Origin of the sequence: Rhizobium grahamii CCGE 502 (assembly GCF_000298315.2) — a bacterium.
In the GTDB taxonomy this organism is placed as follows: Bacteria; Pseudomonadota; Alphaproteobacteria; order Rhizobiales; family Rhizobiaceae; genus Rhizobium; species Rhizobium grahamii.
In genome coordinates, this window is the sequence record NZ_AEYE02000013.1 from 305598 (window position 1) to 331648 (window position 26051).

Here is a 26051-nt window from a genome sequence, read left to right on the forward strand (position 1 = left end):
GACCATCTTTTCGACTTTTGTGAAGATAACTCACAGAAACACGCGTGAGAAGATATCTAGACTTGGCAACACTTGAAATTGCAAAAATCTCAATCTCAGAAGCGTGAGCGCGCCTCCGCCTAACATCGCCGGGCGAAGGCCGTGTGTCAGGCAACGGCCCGTTCCTTACGCATCGACTGGATCTGCAACAGTGTGTCGAGGTTCTGGTTGACGCGGCAGTAGAACTCTTCGTCGATGAACGGCCGCAGCATGAAGTCATTGCCGCCCGCCTTGAGGAACCGCGCGGACAGCAACCGGTTCGACGATGACGATACGCCGATGATTCGCAATTCGTGCGAACCAATGCTGGCGCGGATGCGACGGGTGAGCTCGAACCCATCAATGTCGGGCATGTTGTAGTCGGTGATCATCAAGCCGATGTCGCGGTTTGCCTTGAGGATTTCGAGCGCCTTGGCGCCGCTGTCAGCGGTGCTGACCCGGAAATTGTAGCGCTTGAGGCGGCTCGACAGCAGAGCGCGGGCCGTCGGGCTGTCGTCGACAATCAGGACGTGATGACGATGATTGGTGAGGAAGCGGCAGATCGATTCCGCAAGCAGATCAACGGCGAAGACATTGTCCTTCAGAATGTAATCGACGATGTCCTTGGCCATCAACTTGTCGCGCATGCCTTCCTGGAAAGTGCCGGTGAAGACGATGGTCGGGATGCTGAGATCGATCAGATATTCCAGCGCCTCGCCATTTTCGGCGCCCGGCAGATTGATGTTGGAAATGGCAAGGGTGATCGGGTCCGTGGATTTGTCATAGGACAGTTGCAGCTCTTCGAAACTCCGGCAGATTTCCACGTCGATATCGAAAAGCTCTTTCAACCGCTTGCCGATCATCGACGTAAATACGTTGGAATCCTCCGCCAGAATAATGCGCGCATCCGCAAACATGCCTCCGGAATATTGCATTCCCGAAATACCCAAAAACGCCATTTCCAAACCTTTTTATGAAACTTCTGTCCCCGGCTGAATCGGTACAATACCCGCTTTGAATAAGTATTAATCGGCCCTCGCCACTGACCAACAAAAAGGCGGCCACAGGGGCCGCCTTGGCATTCTTCAAAACATGCTTAAAAGACTATGCGCGCAGCGCCGCATTGTCAGGATCGAGCGGGCTCTCGCCGACAACGGTCGCGTTGTGTTGCTCGATCGCCGTGACAGTGGAGTTGCGATACGATAGATCGTGGCCTCACGGTCACGCGCGACCGACGGAAATCGCCTTCGCGAACTATGCAGCGAGCCGCGATTTGCCAAATGCCTGTTTACGGCATGCGAAAAGTATGCCGCGACTACATGCAGATAGGTAAGACGCAAAAGGCCTTTGGCCGAAAATCCGTGAACAGAAATGGCAGTCAGAGCGTAGCGTCGTTCATTTTATGACGGCCGAACCCTTGATGATGTCGATCGTTTCGCCGCCGCTGAGACCGATGCGATCGCCATCAGGCGCCGTGATGAAGCAGCCCGACGGGCAGAACGTTTCCGAAGCACCGGGATCGAGCACAAGCTGCATCTTGTTGCCGCCCTCGGTAAGGACGATCACAACGGCGGCGCTGTCGGTGTTGGTGATGGAAGCTGCGTGAGTTTGGCCTGCGGCCACGAGTGACAGAAACAGTACGACGGCAAATTTTGCCATGCAGTGCGGCGCGGATGAAGCGCCCTCCCTTGGAGCGTCTCGGCGCTGCTGCCCCCAGCAACGAAAATCCGATTGCCGACGTTATATAGCGACCGCTCTGAACGATCGCTGAACAACGCCTTTACCCCTTGAGATTGCCATCTGCCGATTTGCCGCGCAACCGGCGCACCGTACCGGCTTCTTCGTCCACTTCACTCGCCTCGGAGGCGTCGTCGATCTTCGCTGGCGGTTTGCCGGCGGCAGTTGCCGTTCCGACGTGGTCCGCCTGACGATGGAACACGACATCGCTCTGCGGGAGCGGAATTTCGACACCCTCCTCCCGGAACCTCTTGAGGATTGCGATACGCAGATCATTCCGGACCTTCAGGCCGTCACCCATGTCCGCAAGCATGAAACGAAGCTCGAAGTCCAGCGAATACGGCCCGAACCGTAAGAACTCCACGTGTGGCTCAGGATTGCGGAGCACCACGGGTACGGCGTTGACGAGTTCCAACAGAATATCCATCACCTTCTGCGGGTCGGACTCGTAGCTTACCGAAACCGGAATTTCGGACCGCCCCATCTTGTTGCGGTGGGTCCAGTTGCCGACAGATGCGTTGATCAATTCGGAATTCGGCACGATGATCGACTGCTTGCGGAACGTCTCGATCTCGGTCGCACGCACGGAAATCCGCTTCACGATGCCTTCGGCGGTGCCGGAGACGACGTGGTCGCCCACCTTGAACGGCCGCTCGACAAGCAGGATCAGGCCGGACACGAAGTTGGACACGATGTTCTGGAGGCCGAAACCGATACCGACCGAAAGCGCTGAGGCAACGAGCGCCAGATTTGAGAGGTCGATGCCCGCGGCGGAAACGCCGACAATCGCCGCGAGACCCACACCGAGATAACCGATGCCCGTCTTGACCGAATTGCGAACGCCGAGGTCGACATGGCTGCGCGCCATGACGTTGCCGTCAAGCCAGCGCTGGATCCAACGGGTCAGCAGGTAACCGCCCGCGAAGAGCAGTATACCGGTCATGATGCCGACCAGCGAAATGCTGATACCACCCAGCCGGACCTCCGTAAGAAGGCGATAGGCGATGAGCTGGAGGTCCTGGATATGGAAGCCCCAAAGCAGCAGCACCAGCGGGATGCCAACCATCAGCGCAATGGCCGAGATGCACATGCCGACAAGCAATCCCGCTTGATCGATGGCAACCGGGCCGAGTTTGAAGCGCCGTTGGAGGAAGCGGCCAAACGATGTCTCGCCGAAGGTCTCGCTGCGAGAAATCGCCTTCCCCGACAGGAGGCCGATATAGGTCGTGACGATGATCGCGCCGGTGATGATCAACTGGGTGGCAACGAAGCGGGCAAGGCCGACGTAACCGGTCAAAGCTGTTATGATCAACCCTGCACCAAGCACGCGCAGGATGATCGCCATGCCGCGTGGCCAATGCCGTCCCGGCGCGTCCGGATCACCGTTTCGCGCCAGCATTGGACGACCGAAAGAGGCTGCGATCAGGATGAGGCCGATGATCAGAGCCGCGATCAGACTCTTGACGACGGTCAGCACGAGCGGAGATCCGAGCTCCTCGCTGATGCTGCCGAAGAGATAATCGAGCGCGTTGACGACGGCCATCGCAAGTAGGCAGGCGCCAATCGAACTCGCGCCGCGGTTGGAAAGCTTGACAAGGCGCCAATGCGGTTCCTTGGGCGCGAACACTGCATTGGTGAAGCGCCTGACGAAATAGATCAGCCCGATCGACCCGAAGAGAGCGCCGATGATAGGCGCGATATCCGGCCTCAAAACGTTGAAACTGTTGAGGAAGAAGTAGGATGTTACCAGCAGCGCAGCGAGCGCGAGCGTCCTGATCAGCGTCGACCAGAAGGCGATGGAGAGACGGTTTATGTAGGAAGGCTGCTCGTCCGTCTCCTTGCGCTGCAGGTAGCGGCCGAAGAGTCGATAGCCGCCAGATAGAAGCACAAGAGCTGTCGCCAGGGACATGAAGATGGCCGCAAAGAAGGCGAAAGCCTTGAACTTCAGAACGAAGCCGAGCCAGCTGCTCAGCGCCTGGATGAACTCCGAGCCCTCCCGAACGAAGGCGCGTCCCGCATCGTCCAGAACCGAAAACGAAATGTCCGTGCGCCGTAGCAGAGTAGCTGCGAAGAGCTGTCGGCGGGTCTCGGCAATACGGTTGCCAAGCTTGCCAATGGCGGCAGAAAGTGTTTCGGCATCGCCGGTGACGGCATTGATCTGCGCACGCTCCGAGGTCAAAGCGTTACGCTCGGTCGTGACGATCTCCGCCTCTGCCGGCTGGCCTTCCTTCGGCGGATCGCCGAGCTCGGTGAGACGGTTCTTGATCTGGTCGAGCCGTGGCCTCAGGCTGACGGAAACGTTGAGGACCGCGCGTCCGAGTTCATCGGTCTTTCCGGCAAGAGCCACCAGCGCGTCGTCATCGTCGCTCTTCTGTTTGACACCATCCTCCAGCGAGGCGAGATCCTGCTTTGCTTTCTCGATCGCCTTCGCGGCTTGCTCGACTGGGCTATCCACAACAGACGGCTGCTCAGTCGCTTGCGTCGGCTGCTGGGCCTGCGGTGCCGCCATCTGCGCAACCGCAAGGTTCGCGCCGACAACCGCCAGCGTTGCAATAACGAAAATGCGAAGCAAGAATTGGGTCGGCCGCAAAATGTCCCCGCTCGGGTTTACTGGATCAAATTGAAATCCAGCTTTTCATAAGAAAGAAAGGCGACAGAAAGGCGAAGCGATCAGAAGCCCGCGCCCGGTTGCGCCAGATATTCCAGTTCGGCGGAGGTCGATTGCCGTCCAACGATGGCGTTTCGGTGCGGAAACCGACCATAGGCTGCAATCACGTCCCGGTGGCGAAGCGCATAGTCGATATACTCCTCATCGCCAAGCGCCCTGAACAACGCGACCGCGCGCTCCTGCTCTTCCAGATTTTCGCAATGCTCGAATGGCATGTAGAAGAACGTCCGGCACTCCGGGCTAACCTGCATGTCGGCGCCAGCTTCCAGTGCAAGCTTTGCCTCGCGCAGTGCAAGCCCGTCGGTCGCGAAGGCGAGCGGTGTCGCGCGATATATATTGCGCGGAAACTGGTCGAGTGCGATGACGGCGGCAAGCCTGTCGCTTGGCGTCGCACGCCATTCCTCGGTCACGCCGTGCGCGAGCGCAAGGTGGGTGTCGCGGAAGCGCTGGCTGATATCCCGATCAAGCTCCGATGTCGTGGCGAACCATTGGTCGCGCCCGCACTCCTCGAACCAAAAATCGAAGACCTCCTTCGGCGTACAGACATATCCGAGCTCCACATTTCCTCCTGACGAACACCGACCGATTGCAAGGCACAAGCTATTTCGTGCCGATCTTGTGACCCGACACTTCGGCGCCGGCATCCGGCGCCAGTTGCAAGAAGCGCAGAGACGATATGATGCCGATCGCACCGACGACAAGAAACGCCCAGCGAAAATCGGCGAGCCCCGGCCCCTCGACACCGCGCAAGGAGACCGAAACGTTGAGCGCCGCTGCCGCGATTGCGACGCCGAGCAGCATTGCAACCTGCTGCAACATGCTCGACAGCGTAGACGCCGAACTGCGTTGCGCCGGATTGATATCGGCAAAGGCCAGCGTATTCAGTGCCGTAAACTCCATCGACCGCGAGAGGCCGGCAACCATCAGCAATGCATAAATGATGAAGCGTGGTGTCGCTGGCACGAGAAAGCCGCAAGCCGCAATCGACAGAGCGGCAATCAAGCCGTTGCCGAAGAGCACCGTGCGAAATCCAAGCTTCGCGAGCAGCGGCGTTGTCACGGCCTTCATGCCGAGATTTCCGAGAAAATAGACCAGCAGATAGGCGCCGGCCTCGATTGAACTCAATCCAAAGCCGAGCTGAAAGAGCAACGGCAGGAGAAACGGCGTCGCATTGATGGCGACGCGGCTTGCCGTCCCAGCCGAAAGCGTCGCCATCGCATAGGTCTGCACCTTGAAAGCAGAGAGCTCGAGCAGCGGATTGGTAACCCGTAGGAAGTGTCTTGTCGCCATGACCGACAGCAAGATGCCCGCCGTGAGCATCGAAAGGATCGGAAACAGGCCGCCATCCCATTTGACGGAGAGTTCCAGCGCTGCGAGCAGAAAGGTCAAGCCGCCTGCGCTAAGGATGAACCCCAGCACATCCAGCCGGCCGGCATCCTCTTCGCGCTGTTCCGGCACGAAACGCAGAACCAGCGCCATGCCGAGAACGCCGATCGGCAGGTTGATGAGGAAATTCCAGTGCCAGCTGGCATAGGTTGTGATGAAGCTGCCGAGCAGCGGCCCGATAACCGGAGCTGTCAGCGCCGGCCAGGTAATGAGCGCGATCGCCTGAACGAGCTCCGACTTTCGAGCATTCTTCAGGACAATGATCCGTCCGACAGGTGTCATCAACGCGCTGCCCGCGCCTTGGACGGCACGCGCAACGACAAACTCGCCCAGACCACTGGCCAGACCGCAAAACAGCGAGGCAATGGTGAAGACGGCAATCGACGTCAGGAAGATGCGCCTTGCGCCATATCGGTCCCCAAGCCATCCCGAGAGGGGAATGAAGGCCGCCATCGTCAGCATGTAGACGGTAATGCCAATACTCATTGATACCGGCTGAACGCCGAAACTCGCGGCCATCTGCGGCAGTGACGTGGTGACGATGGTTCCATCCAGAATCTGCATGAAAAACGAAACGGCGACGACCAGCGCAACGATCTTCGCCTTTCGGATACTCTCCACATCGTCCTTCTCTGTCGTCTGAATAGTTGTCATTGATCTGCCGATGTGGAACCTGAATATGCGGACAGCGCGCGGGAGGCGGCGTCCGACACGTGCCGAACGGCACTTCTGCTAGATAGGCCGATCGGCGCAGCACGGAAAGAGAAAATCCTGAAATCTCAAAGGACTTTTCTCTCTGGAGTCCATCCGATCACGCCGCAAGCAACACGCTGCGCGCGAAATTTCGAAACAGAAACAATTTGACAGCTATTGCTTCTGCAGCCACCGTGGCGGAACAACGGGGGCAGCCTGGCGCCGTATTATCTTCACCCGATTGGGGCACAAGTCGATGAACGAAACGCTGCTTGTTCTCAACACCGGCTCGTCGAGCCTGAAGTTCCAGATCTTCGAGGAACCGGATCTAACCGTGCTGATGAGCGGCAAGGTCACCGGCATCGGCGACACGCCCGAAATGCGCGCCAAACTGCCCAACGGGCGGGAGACGAGAACTTCCCTGCCCGCGGACACCGATCACGACAGAGCCCTGAGCGCTGTGATGAATCTTATCCGCGACCATGATCATGCCTGGCGGACGGCCGCAGTTGTCCATCGCGTCGTACACGGTGGGCAGGATTTCGCCGAACCCGTTGTGGTTACGCCCGAGGTCATGCGCCGTCTTGAAGCACTGATCCCGTTGGCGCCGCTTCACCAACCACACAATCTCGCCGGCATCACCGCTTCGGCGCGATTGGCGAGCGGCGCGCCGGATATTGCCTGCTTCGACACCGCCTTTCACGCGGGGCACGACAAATTGGCACGTAGCTTCGCGCTGCCACAGGATATGCGCGACAAGGGCATTCGCCGCTATGGCTTCCACGGGCTTTCGTATGAATGGATCTCGCAGGTGCTGGCTAGAGACTATCCGGATCTGCATGCGGGTCGAGTTGTCATCGGACACCTCGGCAACGGCGCCAGCCTCTGTGCGCTAAAGGCAGGCGTCAGCGTCGATACGACAATGAGCATGACCGCGCTCGACGGCATTCCGATGGGGACGCGAAGCGGGTCAATGGACCCAGGCGCCATCCTCTATATGCTTCACGACCTGGATCTTGGCGTCGAAACCGTCCAGGATATCCTCTACGAGCGTTCCGGCTTAAAGGGGTTGTCCGGTCTTACCAACGACGTCGAGGCGCTGCTTCAAAGCGAGGATCCGCAGGCGACTTTCGCACTCGAATACTTTGCGCTGAAAGCTGCGCAATACGCAGCAATGATGGCCGTCTCCATGGGCGGGATCGACGCGGTCGTCTTCACGGGTGGGATTGGCGAGCACGCTGCTCCCGTTCGCGAAGCGATCCTTGCAAGGCTGCGCTTCCTCGGCGATTTCAAGGTAGTGGTGATCCCTACGAACGAGGAACGCATGATGGCCACGCACGCGAAAAAGCTGCTCCGCTCCGCAGCCTGAGGACGTCAGATCAGGTTAGGTTCAGCTTGTCGATGAAGCCGTTGACACCCTTGACGTTCTCAACCAGCACCCGGATCGCACGACGTTCCAGTTCGCTGGATACCGTTCCTTCCAGGATGGCCCTGGAATCCTGAACCGATACCTTGATCGCATCCGTCTCGAGACCGAGATCGCCCTGCAGTCGAGCGCGAATGGCACGCGCAAGCGCATCGTCACCACTTGCTGTTCTCTCCTTCGGCGCTGCAACGATCGCCTTGAGGAGATCGACGCGACTGACGATGCCAAGGAGCCGCTTGTCGCTGACGACGGGGACACGCTTGACCTTGTGCTGGAACATCAGTTCGGCAATGGCGGCGGCCGGCGCATCCGGTGCAACGCTGATGACGCTTGCGGACATGACATCGGATACGCGCCAACTGCGGCTGCGGATATAGTCGTCGAAATCGACGAGCGATGCGTTATCGGAGTTGCCAGCCAATCGACCGCCACCAAACTCGATCCGCCGCATCAGGTCTCCCTCCGTTAAGAGGCCACAGAGGTTGCCATCATTGTCGATGACGGGCAGACCACTGATATCCTTGGCCACCATGAGGTCGATTGCCTGATGCACGCTGCTATCGGCGCTGATCGTCGTGATGTCGGTGTTCATGATGTCTTGAGCAAACATGTGAAACCCATTGCGCTCTGGAGGAAGTCGAATGGTGCCGGCACGCGATTCTCGCTCTGCTGGACGCGCGCCTGATGCTGCGACTATTGCGCAATTCCACGCGGCTGTCGATCAATGATCGGAGACTTAATTTCAACCTGAGGGATTAGTTTCGCCAGTCTTACAGGACTATTGAACGACTGTGAGTTTTGCTCGGCAGGTGGCGGTATCTGTTGCTGGATCCGGCCACCTACAGCCCGAGCGCCACCAACAAGGAGTTCGTCATCCAGCGACGCGCGCGAAGACGATCGATCAGCGGCGAACACTGGATGACAGGTTACGGATCATTGCTTTGCCCTGGTACCCAACCAACTTTCTGGCAGGCGTCACAGGCGGCAATCTTCAATCCGGGTGTCCGAATCTTCAACGACTCCTTCAGGGTAGGCGTCAGTTCATCCGAGGATGTTTCTGATGGCTCGCATGAAAACGCCCGAACCGATGGCAATCAACTCATCGGGAAAATCGTAATCCGGGTTGTGCAGCCGCGGATGACCTTCGCCGGCGCCGAGAAAGAACATCGCGGCCGGTGCCACGGTTCGGAACAGACCGAAATCTTCGGATGCTTTCATCGGCAACATTCTGCTTGTTGCGTCATGGCTCACGCCCTCGTCATCCAGCGCGCGCCGCAACTCCGCCACCGCTTCGGCAGAGTTGTAGCATTGATGGAACACGTCCTCGTAGCTGATCTCCACCTGCAGGTGTCCAGTATCTGCCTCAGTCCGAACCAGTTCCTCCGCGCGTGAAACCAGGGCGGTCATGGCTTCATCGGTCAATGTCCGTAGGGTTGCCCAGATCTGCGCCTCTCCAGGACTGATACCAAAGGCCGGTTCACCGAGACGCGCATGCGTGACCGTAACCAACGAGTAATCCGGCCCCAGCGGACCATTGTTGCCGAGCGACGTCAAATCACCGAGCAAGCGCGCCATCGCGAAAGTCGGTGCGATGCCCTGCTCCGGATAGGAAGCGTGCGACGTCTTGCCTTTCAAAACGATCTTCATTCCGCGCGAGGCGCAGTTGACAGGCCCCTCATTGAGAAGGACATGGCCAAGCCGAACACCCGGGAAATTATGAAGTGACAGCGATAGATCCGGCGTTAAGGCGGCAAACTTGGGATCCGCAAGTACGGCCGCTGCGCCCGCGCCGTTTTCTTCGGCCGGTTGGAACATCAGGATTGCGCGCCCGCGGGCTGGCCGCATCTGCCCCAACCCCTTCGCGACCGCCATAAGGATCGCCATGTGACCGTCGTGACCGCAGAGGTGCCCCCGGCCGGGTATGGCAGAGCGATGCGCCGCGTCAGAGATTTCCTCGATCGGCAGGCCGTCCAGTTCCGCACGGATCAAGACGGTCGGCCCCGGCTCCGTTCCTTCGAAGACAGCTGCCAGGCCGTGTCCGCCGATGCCGGTAACGATGCCGTCAGGTCCAGTGAGTCCAAGTGCTTCTTCCACACGCAACGCCGTTTGTGCCTCCTTACCGGATATCTCCGGATGACGGTGAAGCTCCCGCCGAAACGCCTTGATTACACTGAACTCTTCATCCGTCAGAAACATCGTCGAAAATCCTGGCAACACGTGAAGCGAAATGGAACGGCAACGAACCTAGCCTCTTCCACATCCATAGTCGACAGAACCGGCCGCGCGACACTGCATCCGGTTTCCTCGCTTTCCCGCGTCTGTGCATTTGTATATGTAAAGTAGCATTCACAGGAGAAGTTGATGCAAGCAGACGACGCTGATCGGTACCGCGCACCGGCGCTGGATAAAGGGCTCGATATCCTTGAGCTTCTGGCGGGCGTCGAGCAAGGCCTGACTCAGGCAGAAATCGCCAAGCGTCTCGATCGCAGCCCCAACGAATTCTATCGAATGCTCGACCGGCTCGTCCGACGCGGCTATGTGACAAAGCTCGAGGGAGACCGGTTCACTCTCACGCTCAAGCTATTCGGCCTGTCGCAGTTGCATGCGCCAACGCGTCGACTGGCGTCCTTCGCCACGCCACTGATGCGCGACCTCGCGCAGCGGACAAAACAGGCGAACCACCTCGTCGTCTTTGATCGCGGCTCGGCAGTGGTGATCGCCCAACACGAGGCACCGGACTATTGGGGTATCTCGATCCGCGTCGGCTCGCATATGAGTCTTTTCGATACCGGTTCCGGCCACGTGCTTCTCGCCTTCAAAAGTGACGAGGAGCGCCAGATGATGATCGCGGAACACGCGCGCAGCCGCGAGGAGGTGAAGCTCGAACCGGGTTTCTACCGGCATCTCGCCCTTATTCGCGAACGCGGCTACGAAATGATGGCCAGCGCCCAAACGGCAGGCGTTCACAACCTATCGGCACCGATTCTTGGCCCGGACGGGCGCTGCATAGCGGCCCTCACCTGCCCCTATATCGCGCTGGTCAACGCGCCTGCTGCACCGGATATCAGCCAAACCATAACAATGGTGATGAAGACGGCCAGCGAGCTTTCGTTGCTCGCCGGCTCGGACGTCAAAACACCCGGCTGAGGACCAGAACTTATTTCTGGCTCGACAGTCCTGCTGAAGATGCAGTTTTTGCAGTCCATACTTCAACAACCCAATTCGGCACGCATGTTTAAGGCCGCTGTCAGCTAACGATCTCATTAGAAATCCTTGCGGCGCAAAAGCGACGCCAAACGAACCCTCATTGTGACTGCGCACGCTGTCGCACAGCAGGCATGCAGTAGTGGAGACAGCGCGTGAACGTATTGTTGGTCGAGGACAACATCCTGTTGGGCGACGCGGTGCGTGACCACATCGCAGCCGACGGTCATTCAGTCGACTGGTGTCTCAATCTCGCGGAGGCGACGCAAGCCGCCGAAACCGGCAACTACGGCGTGATCCTGCTCGATCTGCGCCTGCCCGACGGCAACGGCCTGACGCTGTTGAAGGCCCTCCGGAGAAAGGCAAACTCCGTTCCTGTCATCATTCTCACCGCGCACGACCAGGCCTCTGACCAGATCGAGGGCCTCCGGAGCGGCGCGGACGATTTCCTGGTGAAGCCCTTCGGGCTCTCGGAGCTTTCCGAGCGCATGAAGGCGGCAAACTGCAAGCACTGAGACGTGAACTGGCCGCCTGAAAGAGCGGCCATCCGAGCGTGATTAGCTCAACCGGCCTTCCTCCCTACGCCACGTGGTCATCATCGGATGCTCGCGACCTTGTCCGTCCGCCGGCACGCGGCGAACACGTCAAGGTGTGGATCATAGACCTTGGTCGTCACGTCCATGAGCCCGAGCACGCTGTGGAAGAAGTTGTCGTGCGAACGGCCTTCGTCTGCTTGCTTGGCCATGCAACTCATATCGAAGCCAGCGGATTTCGCGAGATCGTCGCCGACCCATACGAGGAACGGCACGTGGGTCTGCTGCGACGGCGCCACGATATAGGGCGCGCCATGCAGGTAGATCCCGTTCTCGCCAAGCGATTCCCCATGGTCCGAAAGGTAAATCGCCGCACCCGCAACTTTGTCGGAATGTTGCTTCAGCCTATCGATGACACTTGAAACCACGTGATCGGTGTAGAGGATCGTATTGTCGTAGGCATTGGTAATCTCTTGGGCCGTGCAGCTGCCAAAGTCGTTGGCCCTGCAGTCTGGAACGAAACGCCTATACTCGTCGGGATAACGAGCAAAGTAGGCCGGCCCGTGGCTACCGAGTTGGTGCAGGACCAATACACTGTCGCCCTTCACATGATCGAGCCAATCGTCGACCTGGTCGAGCAGGATACCATCGAGGCACTCACCGTCCTTGCAAAAGCGTGGGTCGGCGGACTTCGGCAGCGAGGTGTAGGCAACCCGGTCAGTAACGTGGTAGCTGCCGGTATCATTGTCCATCCAGGAGACGTCAACCTTTGCGTGGCTCAGCACGTCGAGCAGGTTCTCGGTCGCAAGGCCCTTGCGATGCGTATAGGCAGTGCGCGGATAGACGGAGAACATGCACGGGATGGAGACTGCCGTCGCTGTGCCGCAGCTCGTCGTATTCGGAAAATAGACGACGTTCTGCTTTTCAAGTTCAGGATTCGTCTTGCGCTGGTAGCCGCCCAGCGAGAAATCGTCGGCACGGGCCGTCTCGCCAGCGACTATGATTGTCACACGTGGCTTGTTGAGACCGGCTGTGTTGATCCTGTGTGCATCCGTGCCAAGCGGCGCCGCGACGACCCGCGCATCCTCTTCCGACGAAACGGCAAAGCGAATGGTGTTGGTAATCGGCAAAAATGGGTTCAGTCGATCGAGGATGTCCCGGTGCGCACGCCCGACCCCGGCAAAGGCCCTATAATCGCCGAAGCCGACGACGGCGAAAACCGCCAGGCAGGCCAGGATCACGCCCGTATTATGAGCAAGCTTGGACAGCACCGGACGATGGCGGATACGCACCCAGCTAATCATCAGCGACGGCAATACTCCGGCCAACAGCATATGCAACGCAAACCGCACCGTTATCAGATGCCCCGCCTCCGCGCCCGTTGACACAGCAGCGTTGCGGATCATCTCCTTGTCGACGATCACACCGAACTGATCAGTAAACCAGGAACCCGCGGCGGCTGCGAGCACAAAAAAGATCAAGAAAGGTTTGGTGAGGTACTTGGCGGAGAAGGCAGTCACGACTGCCATGCAGACTGCGGAAATCCCGATCACAAAAAGTACAAACGACAGGTAATCAGTCGCAAAATCGCCGTAGGCCGTACTCCAAAACGAGCGGTTTGTCACAAAGAGCAGGTAGAGAGTGGTGGCAAAGCAAAGCGTCACGCTGCCGATTTCAGGTCGCCGGTCGATCAGGCGGACCTTGGTGGCATTCTCGTTCAATTGGTCGTCTCCGCGTCAAAATTTGGCGTCGACGAAACCAGGATTGGACCAGAAGTAATTCATGGCTGCCGACAATATTCGCCAGCCATGGCCGGATTTTCTGACAGCCACCTGAAGACTTCATGGCGAGACGATGCCCATTCAGGCCAGCGGACTGCCATATTGCGAGCCCGACAGCGTACGAGACACAGCATTACGCCAGCCCGCGATTTTCGTCTGCCTCTCGGTCTCCTGCATCGACGGCTGGAATCGGCGGTTGCAAGCCCAGGCGCTTCCAAATTCCTCCTGGTCCGGCCAGACCGCAGCTCTGGACCCCGCGAGCCAGGCCGCACCCAGAGCCGTTGTCTCGACAACGGCAGATCGGTCAACCAGATTGCCGACAACATCGGCAACACGCTGCATCGTCCAGTCGGAACTCGCCATGCCGCCATCGACCCGCAAGACCGTCTCGATGTGATGGCCGCCCCAATCTTTCCGCATCGCGATCAGGAGATCGAGCGTCTGGTAGGCGACGGATTCGAGCACCGCATGCGCCAGCTCCGCCGGGCCGCTGTTTCGGGTCAAACCAAAAATCGCGCCACGCGCCTCCGGATCCCAATACGGTGCGCCGAGCCCCGTGAAGGCCGGCACGACGTAGACGTGTTGGCTTGGGTCGGCTCGCGTCGCCAGTGCACCGCTCTCCGAGGCGTGCGAAATAAGACCAAGGCCGTCGCGCAGCCATTGCACCGCTGCGCCAGCGATAAAAATCGAGCCTTCCAGCGCATAGGTCGTCTGGCCGGCAAGCCGGTAAGCGACCGTCGTAATCATCCTGTTGCTAGAGGCCACGCAGTCTTGGCCGGTATTGAGGAGAGCAAAACAACCGGTGCCATAAGTTGATTTCATCATGCCGGGCTTGAAGCAAGCATTGCCGATGGTTGCCGCCTGCTGGTCGCCGGCTACACCAAGGATCCGAATGGACGCTCCGAAGATCTCGCGATCGGTGACGCCGAAATCGTCGGCACAATCCTTGACCTCCGGAAGCATCGATGCCGGGATCCGGAGAAGGCCGAGAAGCTCCTCGTCCCACCGACCCTCGGTGATATTGAAAAGCAGCGTTCGCGACGCGTTGGTGGCATCGGTCGCGTGAACCCGCCCGCCGGTCAAATTGAAGATCAGCCAGCTATCGACGGTGCCAAAGCAAACTTCGCCGGCTTCGGCGCGGTCCCGCAGTCCTTCGACGTTGTCGAGCAGCCAGCGCAGCTTTGTCCCGGAAAAATAGGGGTCAAGCAGCAGACCGGTCTTCGCGTTGAAAAGCTTCTCGTAGCCGTCAGCCTTGAGACTGTCGCAGACTTCAGCGGTGCGCCGGTCCTGCCATACGATGGCCTTGTAGAGCGCCCTACCCGACTTGCGTTCCCAGACAACAGTCGTCTCGCGTTGGTTGGTAATCCCGATCGCAGCGATATCGGTGACCGGAACATTGGAACTTCCCAAAGCTTGCCGGGCCGTATTGGCTACCGTGGTCCAGATTTCGTCCGGGTCATGTTCGACCCAGCCCGGTTGGGGATAGGATTGCTTGATCTCCTCCTGTGCTGAGGAGATCATCTTCATCCCGGCGTCGAAGACGATCGCGCGCGAGGACGTCGTGCCTTGGTCGATCGCGAGAATATGGCCGCTCATGGTCTTCTCCGGCGCAATAGTTCGCCCTGCCGCCGCAAACGCGCCAGCTCATTAGGTCATTTCTTATCGTGGTGGGTGCCGACGGCGGCTTAGCGCCGCCGGCATTGCTATCGGCCGGGCCTCGTACCCGACCGAGCGCTGATCAGTTCGACTGCCAGCTCTTGACCAGTTCGTCGTAGTTGACGGTAACCGGCTTTTCCTTCTCGTTCTCGATCTTCAGCTGGGGAGCGAGGTTGCCCTTGGCGACCGCGTCCTTGTTCCAGTATTCGAGATCATGCTCTTCGGCGAGCTTCGGACCGATGTCGCCCTGGACCTTGGCGCGCTCCAGGCGCTGCAGGACCTTTTCCTGCTCGGCGCAAAGCGAATCCATGGCTTCCTGAGCGGTCTTGGCGCCGGAAGACGCATCGCCAACGGCCTGCCACCAAAGCTGAGCAAGCTTCGGATAATCAGGAACGTTCGTACCAGTCGGCGACCACTGAACGCGAGCCGGCGAGCGATAGAACTCGATCAGACCGCCGAGCTTCGGAGCGCGCTCCGTGAAGCTCTTGTCGCGAATGGTGGATTCGCGGATGAAGGTGAGACCGACATGGCTCTTCTTCACGTCGACCGTCTTCGACGTCACGAACTGCGCATAGAGCCATGCGGCCTTGGCGCGGTCGTCAGGCGTCGATTTCATCAGCGTCCAGGAACCGACGTCCTGATAGCCGAGCTTCATGCCGTCCTTCCAGTAGACACCGTGCGGGCTCGGAGCCATGCGCCACTTCGGCGTGCCGTCCTCGTTGACGACGGGCAGGCCCGGCTTGACGGCATCAGCCGTAAAGGCGGTGTACCAGAAGATCTGCTGAGCCACTTCGCCCTGCGCCGGCACGGGGCCGGATTCGGAGAAGTTCATGCCCTGCGCTGCCGGCGGGGCATAGGCCTTCAACCAATCCAGGTACTTCTGGATCGAATAGACTGCAGCCGGGCCGTTCGTGTCGCCGCCACGTGCAACGCATGAACCAACAGGACGCGAGTTCTCGTCGACCTTGATGCCCCATTCGTCGACGGGAAGACCGTTCGGAAGGCCCTTGTCGCCGTTGCCGGCCATCGACAGCCAGGCGTCGGTGAAGCGCCATCCAAGCGACGGGTCCTTCTTGCCATAGTCCATATGGCCGAAGACCTTCTTGCCGTTGACTTCACGGCCGGTGAAGAATTCGGCGATGTCCTCATAGGCAGACCAGTTGACCGGAACGCCGAGATCGTAGCCGTACTTCGCCTTGAAGTCGGCCTTGTTCTTCTCGTCGTTGAACCAGTCGTACCGGAACCAGTAGAGGTTCGCGAACTGCTGGTCAGGAAGCTGGTAGAGCTTCTTGTCCGGCGCGGTCGTGAACTTGGTGCCGATGAAGTCGTTGATGTCGAGTCCCGGGTTGGTGACATCCTTGCCTTCGTTGGCCATCCAGTCGGTCAGCGAGCGGGCCTGCTGGTAGCGCCAATGGGTGCCGATCAGGTCAGAGTCGTTGACATAGGCGTCATAGATGTTCTCGCCGGACTGCATTTGCGTCTGCAGCTTTTCGACGACGTCGCCTTCGCCGATAAGGTCATGGGTAACCTTGATACCGGTGATTGCCGTAAAGGCAGGCGCCAGAACCTTCGATTCATACTCGTGTGTCGTCAGGGTTTCGGAAACGACCTTGATGTCCATGCCGGCAAAAGGCTTGCCCGCATCGATGAACCACTGCATTTCCTTTTCCTGGTCGGCGCGGGAAAGCGTCGAGAGGTCACCGACCTCCTTGTCCAGGAAAGACTTTGCCTCGTCCATGCCGGCATAGGCGGAGCCCGCCATGGCCAGCAAGATGCCTGCTGTTGTCGTTAGTAAGTGCCTTCGCATGATATCCTCCCAGGGTTGCGATTGCAGTTTTCACGTTTTCAGGCGGCCAGTACCCCCGGCCATCTGTCTTTTCCTGCCGTCACACGTAGCGGAAGACGCCGATGGCGTAGACTACGGAAAGGGCAAGAGCCCACCACAGGTTGGGTCCGATAAGCCCCAGCCATGCGAGATGAATGTATGCTGCGCCAAGCAGCGATACGAAGAGCCGGTCTCCGCGCGTGGTTTCGAACCTGAGGATTCCGACGCGCGGCGAACCGCCCGGCGCGAAATACTCCCAGATGCTCATGCCAACAAGCAGCGCGAGGATCGTCAGGAAAAACAATGCGGTCGGCAGCGTCCACGCCATCCAGGAAAAGTTCATGAGTGGTTCTCCCTTGTCAGACGCGGCCGAGCGCGAAGCCCTTGGCGATGTAGTTGCGGACGAAGTAGATGACGAGCGCGCCGGGAACGATGGTCAGCACGCCGGCTGCCGCCAGCACACCCCAGTCCATGCCAGCGGCTGACACGGTACGCGTCATGATTGCCGAGATCGGCTTGGCCGCGGTTGTCGTCAGGGTGCGCGCCAGCAGCAATTCCACCCACGAGAACATGAAGCAGAAGAAGGCGGCGACACCGATGCCCGATGCGATCAGCGGCATGAAGATCTTCACGAAGAAGCGCGGGAAGGAATAGCCGTCGATGTAGGCGGTCTCGTCGATTTCCTTCGGCACGCCGGACATGAAGCCTTCCAAGATCCAGACGGCCAGCGGCACGTTGAACAAGCAGTGCGCAAGTGCGACAGCTATATGCGTATCGATCAGTCCGAAGGCTGAGTAGAGTTGGAAGAACGGGAGCGCGAAGACCGCCGGCGGTGCCATCCGGTTCGTCAGCAGCCAGAAGAACAGATGCTTGTCGCCGAGGAACCGGTAGCGAGAGAAGGCGTAGGCCGCCGGCAGCGCTGCCAGCACCGAGATCACCGTGTTCATCACCACGTAGATGATCGAGTTGATGTAGCCGTTGTACCAGGACGGATCGGTGAAGATCACCATATAGTTCCCGAGCGTCGGGTTCTTCGGCCAGAGCGAGAAGGCGCCGGTGATCTCGGCATTCTCCTTGAAGCTCATGTTGACGAGCCAATAGATCGGCAGCAGCAGGAAGATGATGTAGATCGTCGAAACGACCCAGGAGAAGTTGCCCGCAGGCTTGTATTTCATTGTCTGAGCCATGGTCCTCTCCTTTCTCAGGCGTTCGCGTCGCTGCTGGTCATGACGGTGTAGAAGATCCACGACAGCAGCAGGATGATCAGGAAGTAGATGATCGACATTGCCGCCGCGGGACCGAGGTCGAACTGGCCGACGGCCATCTTCACGAGGTCGATCGACAGGAACGTCGTCGAGTTGCCGGGGCCGCCGCCGGTGACGACGAAAGGTTCGGTGTAGATCATGAAGCTGTCCATGAAGCGTAGCAGCACGGCGATCAGAAGCACGCGGTTCATCTTCGGCAGCTGGATGTAGCGGAACACCGACCAGCGTGATGCACCGTCGATCTTCGCCGCCTGATAGTAGGCGTCAGGGATCGAAACGAGGCCGGCATAGCACAAGAGTACGACGAGGCTCGTCCAGTGCCAGACGTCCATGAGGATAACCGTAATCCAGGCATCGAGCGGATCGCGAACGTAGTTGTAGTCAAACCCCATCGCCTCGAGCGTATGGCCGAGCAGGCCGATATCGACACGGCCGAAAACCTGCCAGATGGTGCCGACCACGTTCCACGGAATGAGCAGCGGCAGCGCCATCAGCACGAGGCAGACGGGAACGCCGAGGCCCTTCTTCGGCATGTTGAGCGCGATGAAGATGCCAAGCGGGATTTCGAGCGCCAGGATGATCAGCGAGAAGATCAGGTTCCGCTGCAGTGCCGCCCAAAAGCGGTCGGAGTGGAGCGTCTGCACGAACCAGTCGGTGCCCGCCCAGAAGAACTCGTTGTTGCCGAACGTGTCCTGAACCGAATAGTTCACGACCGTCATCAGTGGAATGACCGCCGAGAAGGCGACCAGCACCAAAACCGGCAGAACCAGAAACCAGGCTTTGTTATTCCAGGTCTTTTCCACGGCTCAGCCCTCCCTGCCGACGCGCCAGGAATTGGCGTAAATATTGATTGCAGCCGGATCGAAGCTCACCCGCGCATCCGCGGGGATTTCCGAGTCTTCCGTTACGACAATGGCGATCGGTTGCCCCGCAAAGGTCGCGCGCACGATCTTCTGTCGGCCGATATCCTCAACCCTGTTGACGGTGACTGGCATTCCTTCGCGGCCGATATTGATGAACTCCGGACGGATTCCGAGTTCCGTCTTCGCACCGGCGGCTGTTTGCGGCGCATAGTCTAGCGACAGCGTTTCATTGCCGATGCGAACCGCATTGCCCTGCAGCTGTGCGGGCAGCACATTCATGCCCGGCGAGCCGATGAAATAGCCAACGAAGGTGTGGCTGGGACGCTCGAAAAGCTCCGCCGGCGTCCCGATCTGGACGATTTCACCCTCGTACATGACGACGACCTTGTCGGCGAAAGTCAGCGCCTCGGTCTGATCGTGCGTCACATAGACCATCGTGAAGCCGAATTGCTTGTGCAGCCGCTTCAGCTGCGAGCGCAGCACCCATTTCATATGCGGGTCGATGACCGTCAGAGGCTCGTCGAACAGGATCGCGTTGACATCGTTGCGCACGAGTCCACGGCCGAGCGAGATCTTTTGCTTCTGGTCGGCGGTCAATCCCTGCGCCTTGCGCTTGGCCATCCCTCCGAGATCGATCATCTCGAGGATCTCCCGGACGCGGCGGTCCACTTCCGGCTCGGCGACGCCGCGGTTGCGCAGCGGAAAGGCCAGATTGTCGTAGACGGTCATCGTGTCGTAAATGACAGGGAACTGGAACACCTGTGCGATATTGCGCGCCTGTGTCGAGAGGTTCGTCACATCGTTTCCGTCGAACAGGATGCGGCCATGCGATGGCTGCAGCAGGCCGGAAATGATGTTGAGCAGCGTCGTCTTTCCGCAACCGGACGGTCCGAGGAGCGCGTAGGCGCCCCCATCCCTCCATTCATGATCGACTTCGCGCAATGCGTAATCTTTGTCCGACGTCGGGTTCGGTCCATAGGCGTGACGGATGTGGTCGAGCGTGATGCGTGCCATGTCCTTCTCCCTTACGCCTGAACGCCGGTTACAATGGCATGGCCATCGGTGCCAAAGGCCATGACGTGACGTGTGTCCAGATAGATGTCGACCTCGGTGTCCGGATCGATGTTGTGGATGCCGTGGGCGAGCATGACCCAGCGGATGCCATCGAAATCCAGATGCACGAAGCTCTCGGAACCAGTGATCTCCGAAACTTGCGTGCGAGCCTGCAACCTTGCCGCGGCTGACGTCTGCGGTGAAAGACCGAGGTGGTGCGGGTGGAAAGCAATGGTGACGGATCCGTTTGCCATTCCGGCCAGATGCGCAGGCACGGGCAGGATATCGACCTCCTTGCGCCGAAACACACTGCCAGCCTTGACGACATCGATGAAATTGAGCGGCGGATCGGCGAATGTTTTCGCGGTCACGAGATCGCGCGGGTTTCGATAGACGGAGATCGTCGGCCCGAACTGTGTCACACGTCCTTCAGAAAGCGTCGCCGTGTTACCGCCGAGCAGAAGCGCCTCGGAGGGCTCGGTCGTCGCGTAGACGAAGATGGCGCCGGATTGCGCAAAGATGCGCGGCAACTCGGCCCGCAGTTCCTCGCGCAGCTTGTAGTCGAGGTTTGCAAGCGGCTCGTCCATCAGAACCAGGCTGGCGTTCTTGACGAGAGCACGGGCAAGCGCCGTGCGCTGCTGCTGGCCGCCCGAAAGATTGAGCGGCGTTCGATCCAGATAGGGGCTGAGGCGAAGCAACTCGGCCGCCTTTCGCACCTCGCGATCGATCGTCGCTGCATCTTTGCCGGCGATGCGCATCGGCGAGGCGATGTTCTCGTAGACCGTCAGAGCCGGATAATTGATAAACTGCTGGTAGACCATCGCGACGTTGCGCTTCTGCACCGGCATGCCGGTCACATCCACACCGTCGAAGTGGACTGAACCGCTCGTCGGTCGATCGAGCCCGGCCATCAGTCGCATCAGCGACGTCTTGCCGGACAGCGTCGGTCCCAGCAGCACATTCAACGTGCCTTTTTCAAACGCAAGATCGGTCGCGTGGACATGATATTCGCCACCCACCATCTTCGCGGCGTTCCGCAACTCAAGCATTCCGGTTCCCGTGCCTCCTCAACAGCGGGGACATTACCGCTTCAACCAGCCATCTGTGCCGGTCGTGCGGCCATGTACTCCTCCAAAAGCACAGCCTGGTCCTTGGTTAGACGCAGGCCGTCCTTCGTTCTCCGCCAGAGCACATCGTCTGCGCTTCTGGCCCATTCGTGATCAATGAGATAGCGAACCTCCGCCTCGTAGAGATCGCCACCAAAACAGTGCCCGAGACCCTCGGTGCTGGCCGCTTGCCCAAGCAGGACCGACGCCTTCGTACCGTAGCGGCGCACCAGTCGGCGCGCGTGGCGGTCGGCCAGGAAGCCATAACGGCCCTTCAGCTTCGTCACTTCCGCCTCATAGCCGGTTGCGGGAAAATCGCCGCCGGGCAGATGGCTCTTCGCTGTCCATGGCGCGCCTTTCGAACCGATCGCCGACGCGATCTTTTCCAAGGCATGCTCGGAAAGGCGCCGGTAAGTGGTGAGCTTGCCGCCAAAGACGTTGAGCAGCGGGGCGCTTTCACCCTCGTCTTCGACTTTCAGAACGTAGTCGCGGGTTGCCTCTTGCGCCTTCGAGGCGCCGTCATCGAATAGCGGGCGCACCGCCGAATAGGTCCAGACGATGTCGTCCGGCCGCACCGGTTCTTTGAAATATTCGCTTGCCGCGTTGCAGAGATAGGTCGTCTCTTCCTCGGATATTTTCACATCCTTCGGATCGGCCGAGTAGTCGCGGTCGGTGGTGCCGATCAGCGTGAAGTCCTGCTCGTAGGGGATCGCAAAGATGATGCGGTTATCCGGATTCTGGAAGAAATAGGCCCGCGGATCGTCGAACTTCTTCTTCACGATGATATGGCTGCCCTGTACGAGCCGCACATGGTGCGCCTCGTTCTGCCCGAAGGCCGCACGAATGACGTGATCGACCCAGGGCCCGGCGGCATTCACCAGCATCCGCGCCTGAAAGCTGTTCGCCTGCCCGCTCACGGTGTCTGTCGTCTCGATGGACCATAAGCCGTTCTCGCGCCGCGCGGAAACGACTTTCGTCCGAGGCATGATCAGCGCACCGCGGTCCGCGGCGTCCCGCGCATTGAGAACGACCATGCGCGCATCATCAACCCAGCCATCCGAATACTCGAAGGCCTTGGTGAAAAGCGCCTTCAGCGGCTTTCCCGCTGGATCCCGTCGCATGTCGAGGACCGCCGTGGGCGGGAGCAGCTTGCGACCGCCGAGATGGTCATAGAGAAACAGTCCAAGCCGGATGAGCCATGCCGGGCGGATACCGCCCTTATGATAGGGCAGCACGAAGCGCATCGGCCAGATGATGTGCGGCGCCATCGCCCAGAGCACTTCGCGCTCCATCAGCGATTCGCGCACCAGACGAAACTCGTAATGCTCGAGATATCGCAAGCCGCCATGAATGAGCTTGGTCGCGCCGGAGGACGTGCCCGAGGCGAAATCGTTCATCTCGGCAAGCGCGACCGAATAGCCGCGCCCGACCGCGTCTCGCGCGATTCCGCAGCCATTGATGCCACCACCGATAATGAAAAGATCGTGAATCTGACGGCTCACGTTCCCCCTCCGAGCCAGAATATGCCGCAACGCAACATGCTTGCGCAGTTGCGAAAGTAAATGCAGTTAAAACGAAGATTATCCGAATGTCAAACGAATGTTATCCGAATTTCGGAAACCCACAGATTTTCCGTGAACGTAAACGTAATACTCGGAATGAACAGCGGGTGATAGGTGCACATTCCGGCCTGCAAATCAGGGGTTTTCAGGCGTTTTGAAATAGCCTCGCGGGGCAGTCCCCAGCATGCGCCTGAACATCGTAATGAAGGCGGCAACGCTCTCGTAGCCAAGATCGAGTGCGACGGCGGTGACCGCCTCCCCGGCTGCGAGGCGTGGTAATGCGGTAAATACGGCCGCCTGCTGCCGCCACGTCGAAAGACTAATTCCCGTTTCCTTCCGAAAGAATCGCGTAAACGCGCGTCGGCTCATGGCAAGGCGCTCGGCCCAGTCGTCGATCACCAGCCGCGCACTCGGATTCTCCATAAAGCCACGGCAAAGCGCCGCCAGACGCGTATCGGACGGAAATGGCAGTCCCAGCGGGCGATCGGGTAGTCGCAGGACCTCCTCGAGCAAGAGCGCCATGACAAGATCGTGCCGACCGCTCCCGGCGTCTGCCGGCGCGACGGCCTCTATGATCAAAGCTCGAGCAAGATCTGTGAGAGCGACGACGCGGATGGCCGTTGGAGGATCCGCCAAGGCACTCGGCGCGACATAGGCCGAGAGCATGGCGACGTCACCCAGCATATCGACGGTATGGACGAGCCCTGCCGGAATCCATAGCGCATGCTCTGGCGGCACCATCCACCGTCCTTGTACGGATGACACCATCAGGACACCCGCGCTGGCATAGACAAACTGTGCGCGGCTATGGCTGTGAGCCTTCACATGATAGCCGGCCGGATATTCAGAGGGGATCGCGTAGACCGGCTCCGAGGCAGCCTCAATAGCAGCAAGACGCTCCACGTGGAGCCTGGCCAACTCGCTTAGCGCCAGCCGCTGTCCAGATTTTGTCATTTTTGGCCCACTCGCGAAATAACAAGACCAAAACACGAAAGCGGGACATCCACAAGTCGTCTATCTCCGGATCGTCAAAGGACGGAGTAGAATCGTGACAGACAGCGCAATTAGGGCAGAGCGGCACTCTGCGGAACAGACGGTTTTCGGCATCATAATGGCGGTGAGCTTCTGCCATCTCCTCAATGATACCATGCAGTCGCTGATCCCTGCCCTCTATCCGATGATCAAGGATGGCTACGGCCTCGACTTCACGCAGATCGGCTTCCTTGGCCTCGTGTTCCAGGTCACCGCCTCGCTGCTGCAGCCGCTGATCGGTATCTACACCGACAAGCGCCCCTTGCCTTACTCATTGGCTGTCGGCATGGGCTTCACGCTGATCGGCCTGGTGCTGCTCGCCTATGCGCACGCTTATTGGGTTCTGCTCGTCGGTGCGGGTGTCGTCGGCCTCGGTTCGGCGGTGTTCCATCCCGAATCCTCCCGCGTCGCTCGGCTGGCATCGGGCGGCCGGCATGGCCTTGCCCAGTCGCTGTTCCAGGTTGGCGGCAATTTCGGCACTGCGATCGGGCCGCTTCTCGCGGCGTTCATCGTGTTGCCGCGCGGCCAGCATAGCGTTGCATGGTTCTCGCTCATCGCCTTGACAGGCATTATCATCCTGTGGCGCGTCGGCGCCTGGTATGCCGACCACCGCAGGAGCAATGCCGGCCGCAAGGCAGCGGTACCTGCTTTACACCTCCCGCGCGCGAAGGTCATCACGGCGATCGGCATCCTCGCGCTGCTGGTGTTTTCGAAATACGTCTACATGACGAGCCTGTCGAGCTACTACACCTTCTACATGATCGAGCGCTTCGGCGTCTCCGTGCAGCACGCGCAGATTCTGCTGTTCGTGTTTCTCGGCGCGGTCGCTATCGGCACCGTTGCTGGGGGTCCCATCGTTGACTGGTTCGGCACCAAGTTTGTGATCTGGTTCTCGATCCTCGGCGCGCTGCCCTTTACACTTGCCCTGCCCTATGCCGACTACAACTGGACGGTCTTCCTGACCTTCCTGATCGGCGTCATCCTGGCCTCCGCCTTCTCGGCCATTGTTGTCTTTGCGCAGGAGTTGGTGCCCGGTCGCGTTGGCATGATCGCCGGTCTGTTCTTCGGCTTTGCCTTCGGGATCGGGGGCATCGGCGCCGCGGGCCTCGGTATGGTGGCCGACCACATGGGCATCGAGTTCGTCTACAAGATCTGCTCATATCTGCCGCTGCTTGGCCTGCTGACCATCTTCCTACCCGATATCGGCAAGGGCCGCCGCCACGCCGCGAAAACGGCCAAGTAAGCGAGCTCACGCAGCGCACAAATGACCAGGGCCGAGATGACGATCTCGGCCCTTATTTTTTGCGCTGTTAAGTCACCCGCACCTAGATAGCGGTGAACCCATTATCGACGAAGAGGTGCGCGCCGTTCACGAACATCGACTCGTCACTGGCGAGGTAGAGCGCGGCGCGCGCCACGTCCTCTGGCTCGCCGATCCGACCCTGCTGAGCGGCGATGGCAGCGTCCGAGACATCGACGCCAAGCTTCTGCAATTCGCTCACCTCGCGCAATCCGTGCGGTGTGCGGATGAACCCGGGGCAGACGGCATTGCAGCGAATGTTCCGGTCCCTGAACTCCACCCCGATCGCGCGCGCGAACATATGCACCGCTCCCTTCGTTGTGTCGTAAAGCACTTCCATCGGCGTCGCAGCCACGGCCGAGATCGATGATGTGCAGACGATGGAGCCGCCGCCCGCGGCGATCATCCCCGGCAGAACGGCCCGCGTCATCAGAAACATCGAACGCACATTGACCGCATGGAGCCACTCCCACTCGTCGAGCGTCGTTTCCAGAAACGGCTTGATGACAATCGTGCCGGCATGATTGAAGAGCACGGTGACCGCGCCGAACTTTTCCTCCACGTCCTTCACCGCCTGGATCACGGCAGCCTCTTCGGACACATCGGCTACCCAATACTCCGCCACATGACCAACTGCGCGGATTTCCTCCGCTGTTTGCCGTGCCGCGGCTTCATTTCGGTCGATGATCGCCACTTTGGCGCCCTCGGCAGCGAAGAGCCGCGATGCCGCCCCGCCCATGCCCGTTGCGCCACCTGAAATGATTGCGACTTTCCCCTTTAGCCGATCGACCATGACCTATCCCTTGTTCCCTTTGTTCCGCCGTCACTCGCTCGCCGTCGAGGAGCGCGCCCGTATGCAGTGTTGAAGAGAGTCCGGCCGGATGTCCACACACAGGTCTCTGTCGGTAACCTTACCAAATAACCAACAGAACAGCTTTCGGTT

Annotated in this window: 22 protein-coding genes; 4 read left to right on the plus strand and 18 right to left on the minus strand. The window is 59.5% G+C overall.

Annotated elements, in window-relative coordinates; all coding sequences use genetic code 11:
* Positions 1–146 precede the first annotated feature (146 nt).
* From RGCCGE502_RS11620 to RGCCGE502_RS11640, 5 genes are all read right to left on the minus strand, one after another.
* Positions 147–977: a response regulator gene (locus RGCCGE502_RS11620; protein ID WP_016554357.1), complete on the minus strand. Its 831-nt coding sequence runs from the start codon at positions 975–977 to the stop codon at positions 147–149.
* Between the two features lie 436 nt (positions 978–1413).
* The gene (locus RGCCGE502_RS11625; RefSeq protein ID WP_016554358.1) at positions 1414–1677 is read right to left on the minus strand and encodes a hypothetical protein; all 264 of its coding nucleotides are present in this window, start codon (positions 1675–1677) and stop codon (positions 1414–1416) included.
* Between the two features lie 121 nt (positions 1678–1798).
* Positions 1799–4345, minus strand: coding sequence for a mechanosensitive ion channel family protein (locus RGCCGE502_RS11630; RefSeq protein ID WP_016554359.1), 2547 nt, complete (start codon positions 4343–4345; stop codon positions 1799–1801).
* A gap of 80 nt (positions 4346–4425) precedes the next feature.
* Positions 4426–4983: a DUF924 family protein gene (locus RGCCGE502_RS11635; RefSeq protein WP_016554360.1), complete on the minus strand. Its 558-nt coding sequence runs from the start codon at positions 4981–4983 to the stop codon at positions 4426–4428.
* 40 nt (positions 4984–5023) lie between these two features.
* The gene (locus RGCCGE502_RS11640; protein WP_016554361.1) at positions 5024–6463 is read right to left on the minus strand and encodes an MFS transporter; all 1440 of its coding nucleotides are present in this window, start codon (positions 6461–6463) and stop codon (positions 5024–5026) included.
* Between the two features lie 295 nt (positions 6464–6758).
* Between RGCCGE502_RS11640 and RGCCGE502_RS11645 the strand changes: the two genes are divergently transcribed.
* Entirely contained in the window at positions 6759–7871 is a 1113-nt protein-coding gene (locus RGCCGE502_RS11645) for an acetate/propionate family kinase (RefSeq protein ID WP_016554362.1), read from the plus strand.
* Between the two features lie 10 nt (positions 7872–7881).
* On the opposite strand, the gene RGCCGE502_RS11650 is transcribed toward RGCCGE502_RS11645, so the two are convergent.
* Positions 7882–8538, minus strand: coding sequence for a CBS domain-containing protein (locus RGCCGE502_RS11650; protein WP_016554363.1), 657 nt, complete (start codon positions 8536–8538; stop codon positions 7882–7884).
* Positions 8539–8969: 431 nt separating this feature from the next.
* The gene (locus tag RGCCGE502_RS11655) at positions 8970–10124 is read right to left on the minus strand and encodes an amidohydrolase (RefSeq protein WP_016554364.1); all 1155 of its coding nucleotides are present in this window, start codon (positions 10122–10124) and stop codon (positions 8970–8972) included.
* Between the two features lie 165 nt (positions 10125–10289).
* Here RGCCGE502_RS11655 and RGCCGE502_RS11660 point away from each other — a divergent pair, with 165 nt between their 5' ends.
* Entirely contained in the window at positions 10290–11075 is a 786-nt protein-coding gene (locus tag RGCCGE502_RS11660) for an IclR family transcriptional regulator (RefSeq protein ID WP_016554365.1), read from the plus strand.
* A gap of 212 nt (positions 11076–11287) precedes the next feature.
* A complete protein-coding gene (locus RGCCGE502_RS11665; RefSeq protein ID WP_016554366.1) occupies positions 11288–11647 on the plus strand; it encodes a response regulator in 360 nt (119 codons plus the stop codon).
* 80 nt (positions 11648–11727) lie between these two features.
* On the opposite strand, the gene RGCCGE502_RS11670 is transcribed toward RGCCGE502_RS11665, so the two are convergent.
* The 10 genes from RGCCGE502_RS11670 to RGCCGE502_RS11715 all read right to left on the minus strand — a co-directional run bounded on the left by RGCCGE502_RS11670 (position 11728) and on the right by RGCCGE502_RS11715 (position 23730).
* On the minus strand, positions 11728–13386 hold the full coding sequence (locus RGCCGE502_RS11670; RefSeq protein ID WP_016554367.1) for a phosphoethanolamine transferase: 1659 nt from the start codon (positions 13384–13386) through the stop codon (positions 11728–11730).
* Between the two features lie 141 nt (positions 13387–13527).
* The gene (gene glpK / locus RGCCGE502_RS11675; protein ID WP_016554368.1) at positions 13528–15042 is read right to left on the minus strand and encodes a glycerol kinase GlpK; all 1515 of its coding nucleotides are present in this window, start codon (positions 15040–15042) and stop codon (positions 13528–13530) included.
* Between the two features lie 142 nt (positions 15043–15184).
* Positions 15185–16909, minus strand: coding sequence for an ABC transporter substrate-binding protein (locus RGCCGE502_RS11680; protein ID WP_016554369.1), 1725 nt, complete (start codon positions 16907–16909; stop codon positions 15185–15187).
* Between the two features lie 79 nt (positions 16910–16988).
* The gene (locus RGCCGE502_RS11685) at positions 16989–17270 is read right to left on the minus strand and encodes a DUF2160 domain-containing protein (protein ID WP_016554370.1); all 282 of its coding nucleotides are present in this window, start codon (positions 17268–17270) and stop codon (positions 16989–16991) included.
* A 16-nt stretch (positions 17271–17286) separates the two neighbouring features.
* Complete coding sequence (locus RGCCGE502_RS11690) at positions 17287–18114, minus strand: carbohydrate ABC transporter permease (protein WP_016554371.1); 828 nt, start codon at positions 18112–18114, stop codon at positions 17287–17289.
* A gap of 14 nt (positions 18115–18128) precedes the next feature.
* On the minus strand, positions 18129–18995 hold the full coding sequence (locus RGCCGE502_RS11695) for a carbohydrate ABC transporter permease (protein WP_016554372.1): 867 nt from the start codon (positions 18993–18995) through the stop codon (positions 18129–18131).
* Between the two features lie 3 nt (positions 18996–18998).
* Complete coding sequence (locus tag RGCCGE502_RS11700) at positions 18999–20069, minus strand: ABC transporter ATP-binding protein (protein ID WP_016554373.1); 1071 nt, start codon at positions 20067–20069, stop codon at positions 18999–19001.
* A gap of 11 nt (positions 20070–20080) precedes the next feature.
* The gene (locus RGCCGE502_RS11705; protein WP_016554374.1) at positions 20081–21157 is read right to left on the minus strand and encodes an ABC transporter ATP-binding protein; all 1077 of its coding nucleotides are present in this window, start codon (positions 21155–21157) and stop codon (positions 20081–20083) included.
* Positions 21158–21198: 41 nt separating this feature from the next.
* Complete coding sequence (glpD, locus tag RGCCGE502_RS11710) at positions 21199–22716, minus strand: glycerol-3-phosphate dehydrogenase (protein WP_016554375.1); 1518 nt, start codon at positions 22714–22716, stop codon at positions 21199–21201.
* A 195-nt stretch (positions 22717–22911) separates the two neighbouring features.
* On the minus strand, positions 22912–23730 hold the full coding sequence (locus RGCCGE502_RS11715; RefSeq protein ID WP_016554376.1) for an AraC family transcriptional regulator: 819 nt from the start codon (positions 23728–23730) through the stop codon (positions 22912–22914).
* Between the two features lie 94 nt (positions 23731–23824).
* Here RGCCGE502_RS11715 and RGCCGE502_RS11720 point away from each other — a divergent pair, with 94 nt between their 5' ends.
* A complete protein-coding gene (locus RGCCGE502_RS11720; protein WP_280114294.1) occupies positions 23825–25051 on the plus strand; it encodes an MFS transporter in 1227 nt (408 codons plus the stop codon).
* Between the two features lie 82 nt (positions 25052–25133).
* On the opposite strand, the gene RGCCGE502_RS11725 is transcribed toward RGCCGE502_RS11720, so the two are convergent.
* A complete protein-coding gene (locus RGCCGE502_RS11725) occupies positions 25134–25901 on the minus strand; it encodes an SDR family NAD(P)-dependent oxidoreductase (RefSeq protein WP_016554378.1) in 768 nt (255 codons plus the stop codon).
* Between the last annotated feature and the right edge of the window lie 150 nt (positions 25902–26051).

Bases quoted from the DNA above. Each gene is read 5' to 3' on its own strand.
- RGCCGE502_RS11620 (WP_016554357.1), bottom strand. From the start codon at position 977: ATGGCGTTTTTGGGTATTTCGGGAATGCAATATTCCGGAGGCATGTTT.
- RGCCGE502_RS11625 (WP_016554358.1), bottom strand. From the start codon at position 1,677: ATGGCAAAATTTGCCGTCGTACTGTTTCTGTCACTCGTGGCCGCAGGC.
- RGCCGE502_RS11640 (WP_016554361.1), bottom strand. From the start codon at position 6,463: ATGACAACTATTCAGACGACAGAGAAGGACGATGTGGAGAGTATCCGA.
- RGCCGE502_RS11645 (WP_016554362.1), top strand. From the start codon at position 6,759: ATGAACGAAACGCTGCTTGTTCTCAACACCGGCTCGTCGAGCCTGAAG.
- RGCCGE502_RS11650 (WP_016554363.1), bottom strand. From the start codon at position 8,538: ATGTTTGCTCAAGACATCATGAACACCGACATCACGACGATCAGCGCC.
- RGCCGE502_RS11655 (WP_016554364.1), bottom strand. From the start codon at position 10,124: ATGTTTCTGACGGATGAAGAGTTCAGTGTAATCAAGGCGTTTCGGCGG.
- RGCCGE502_RS11660 (WP_016554365.1), top strand. From the start codon at position 10,290: ATGCAAGCAGACGACGCTGATCGGTACCGCGCACCGGCGCTGGATAAA.
- glpK (WP_016554368.1), bottom strand. From the start codon at position 15,042: ATGAGCGGCCATATTCTCGCGATCGACCAAGGCACGACGTCCTCGCGC.
- RGCCGE502_RS11680 (WP_016554369.1), bottom strand. From the start codon at position 16,909: ATGCGAAGGCACTTACTAACGACAACAGCAGGCATCTTGCTGGCCATG.
- RGCCGE502_RS11685 (WP_016554370.1), bottom strand. From the start codon at position 17,270: ATGAACTTTTCCTGGATGGCGTGGACGCTGCCGACCGCATTGTTTTTC.
- RGCCGE502_RS11690 (WP_016554371.1), bottom strand. From the start codon at position 18,114: ATGGCTCAGACAATGAAATACAAGCCTGCGGGCAACTTCTCCTGGGTC.
- RGCCGE502_RS11700 (WP_016554373.1), bottom strand. From the start codon at position 20,069: ATGGCACGCATCACGCTCGACCACATCCGTCACGCCTATGGACCGAAC.
- RGCCGE502_RS11705 (WP_016554374.1), bottom strand. From the start codon at position 21,157: ATGCTTGAGTTGCGGAACGCCGCGAAGATGGTGGGTGGCGAATATCAT.
- RGCCGE502_RS11715 (WP_016554376.1), bottom strand. From the start codon at position 23,730: ATGACAAAATCTGGACAGCGGCTGGCGCTAAGCGAGTTGGCCAGGCTC.
- RGCCGE502_RS11725 (WP_016554378.1), bottom strand. From the start codon at position 25,901: ATGGTCGATCGGCTAAAGGGGAAAGTCGCAATCATTTCAGGTGGCGCA.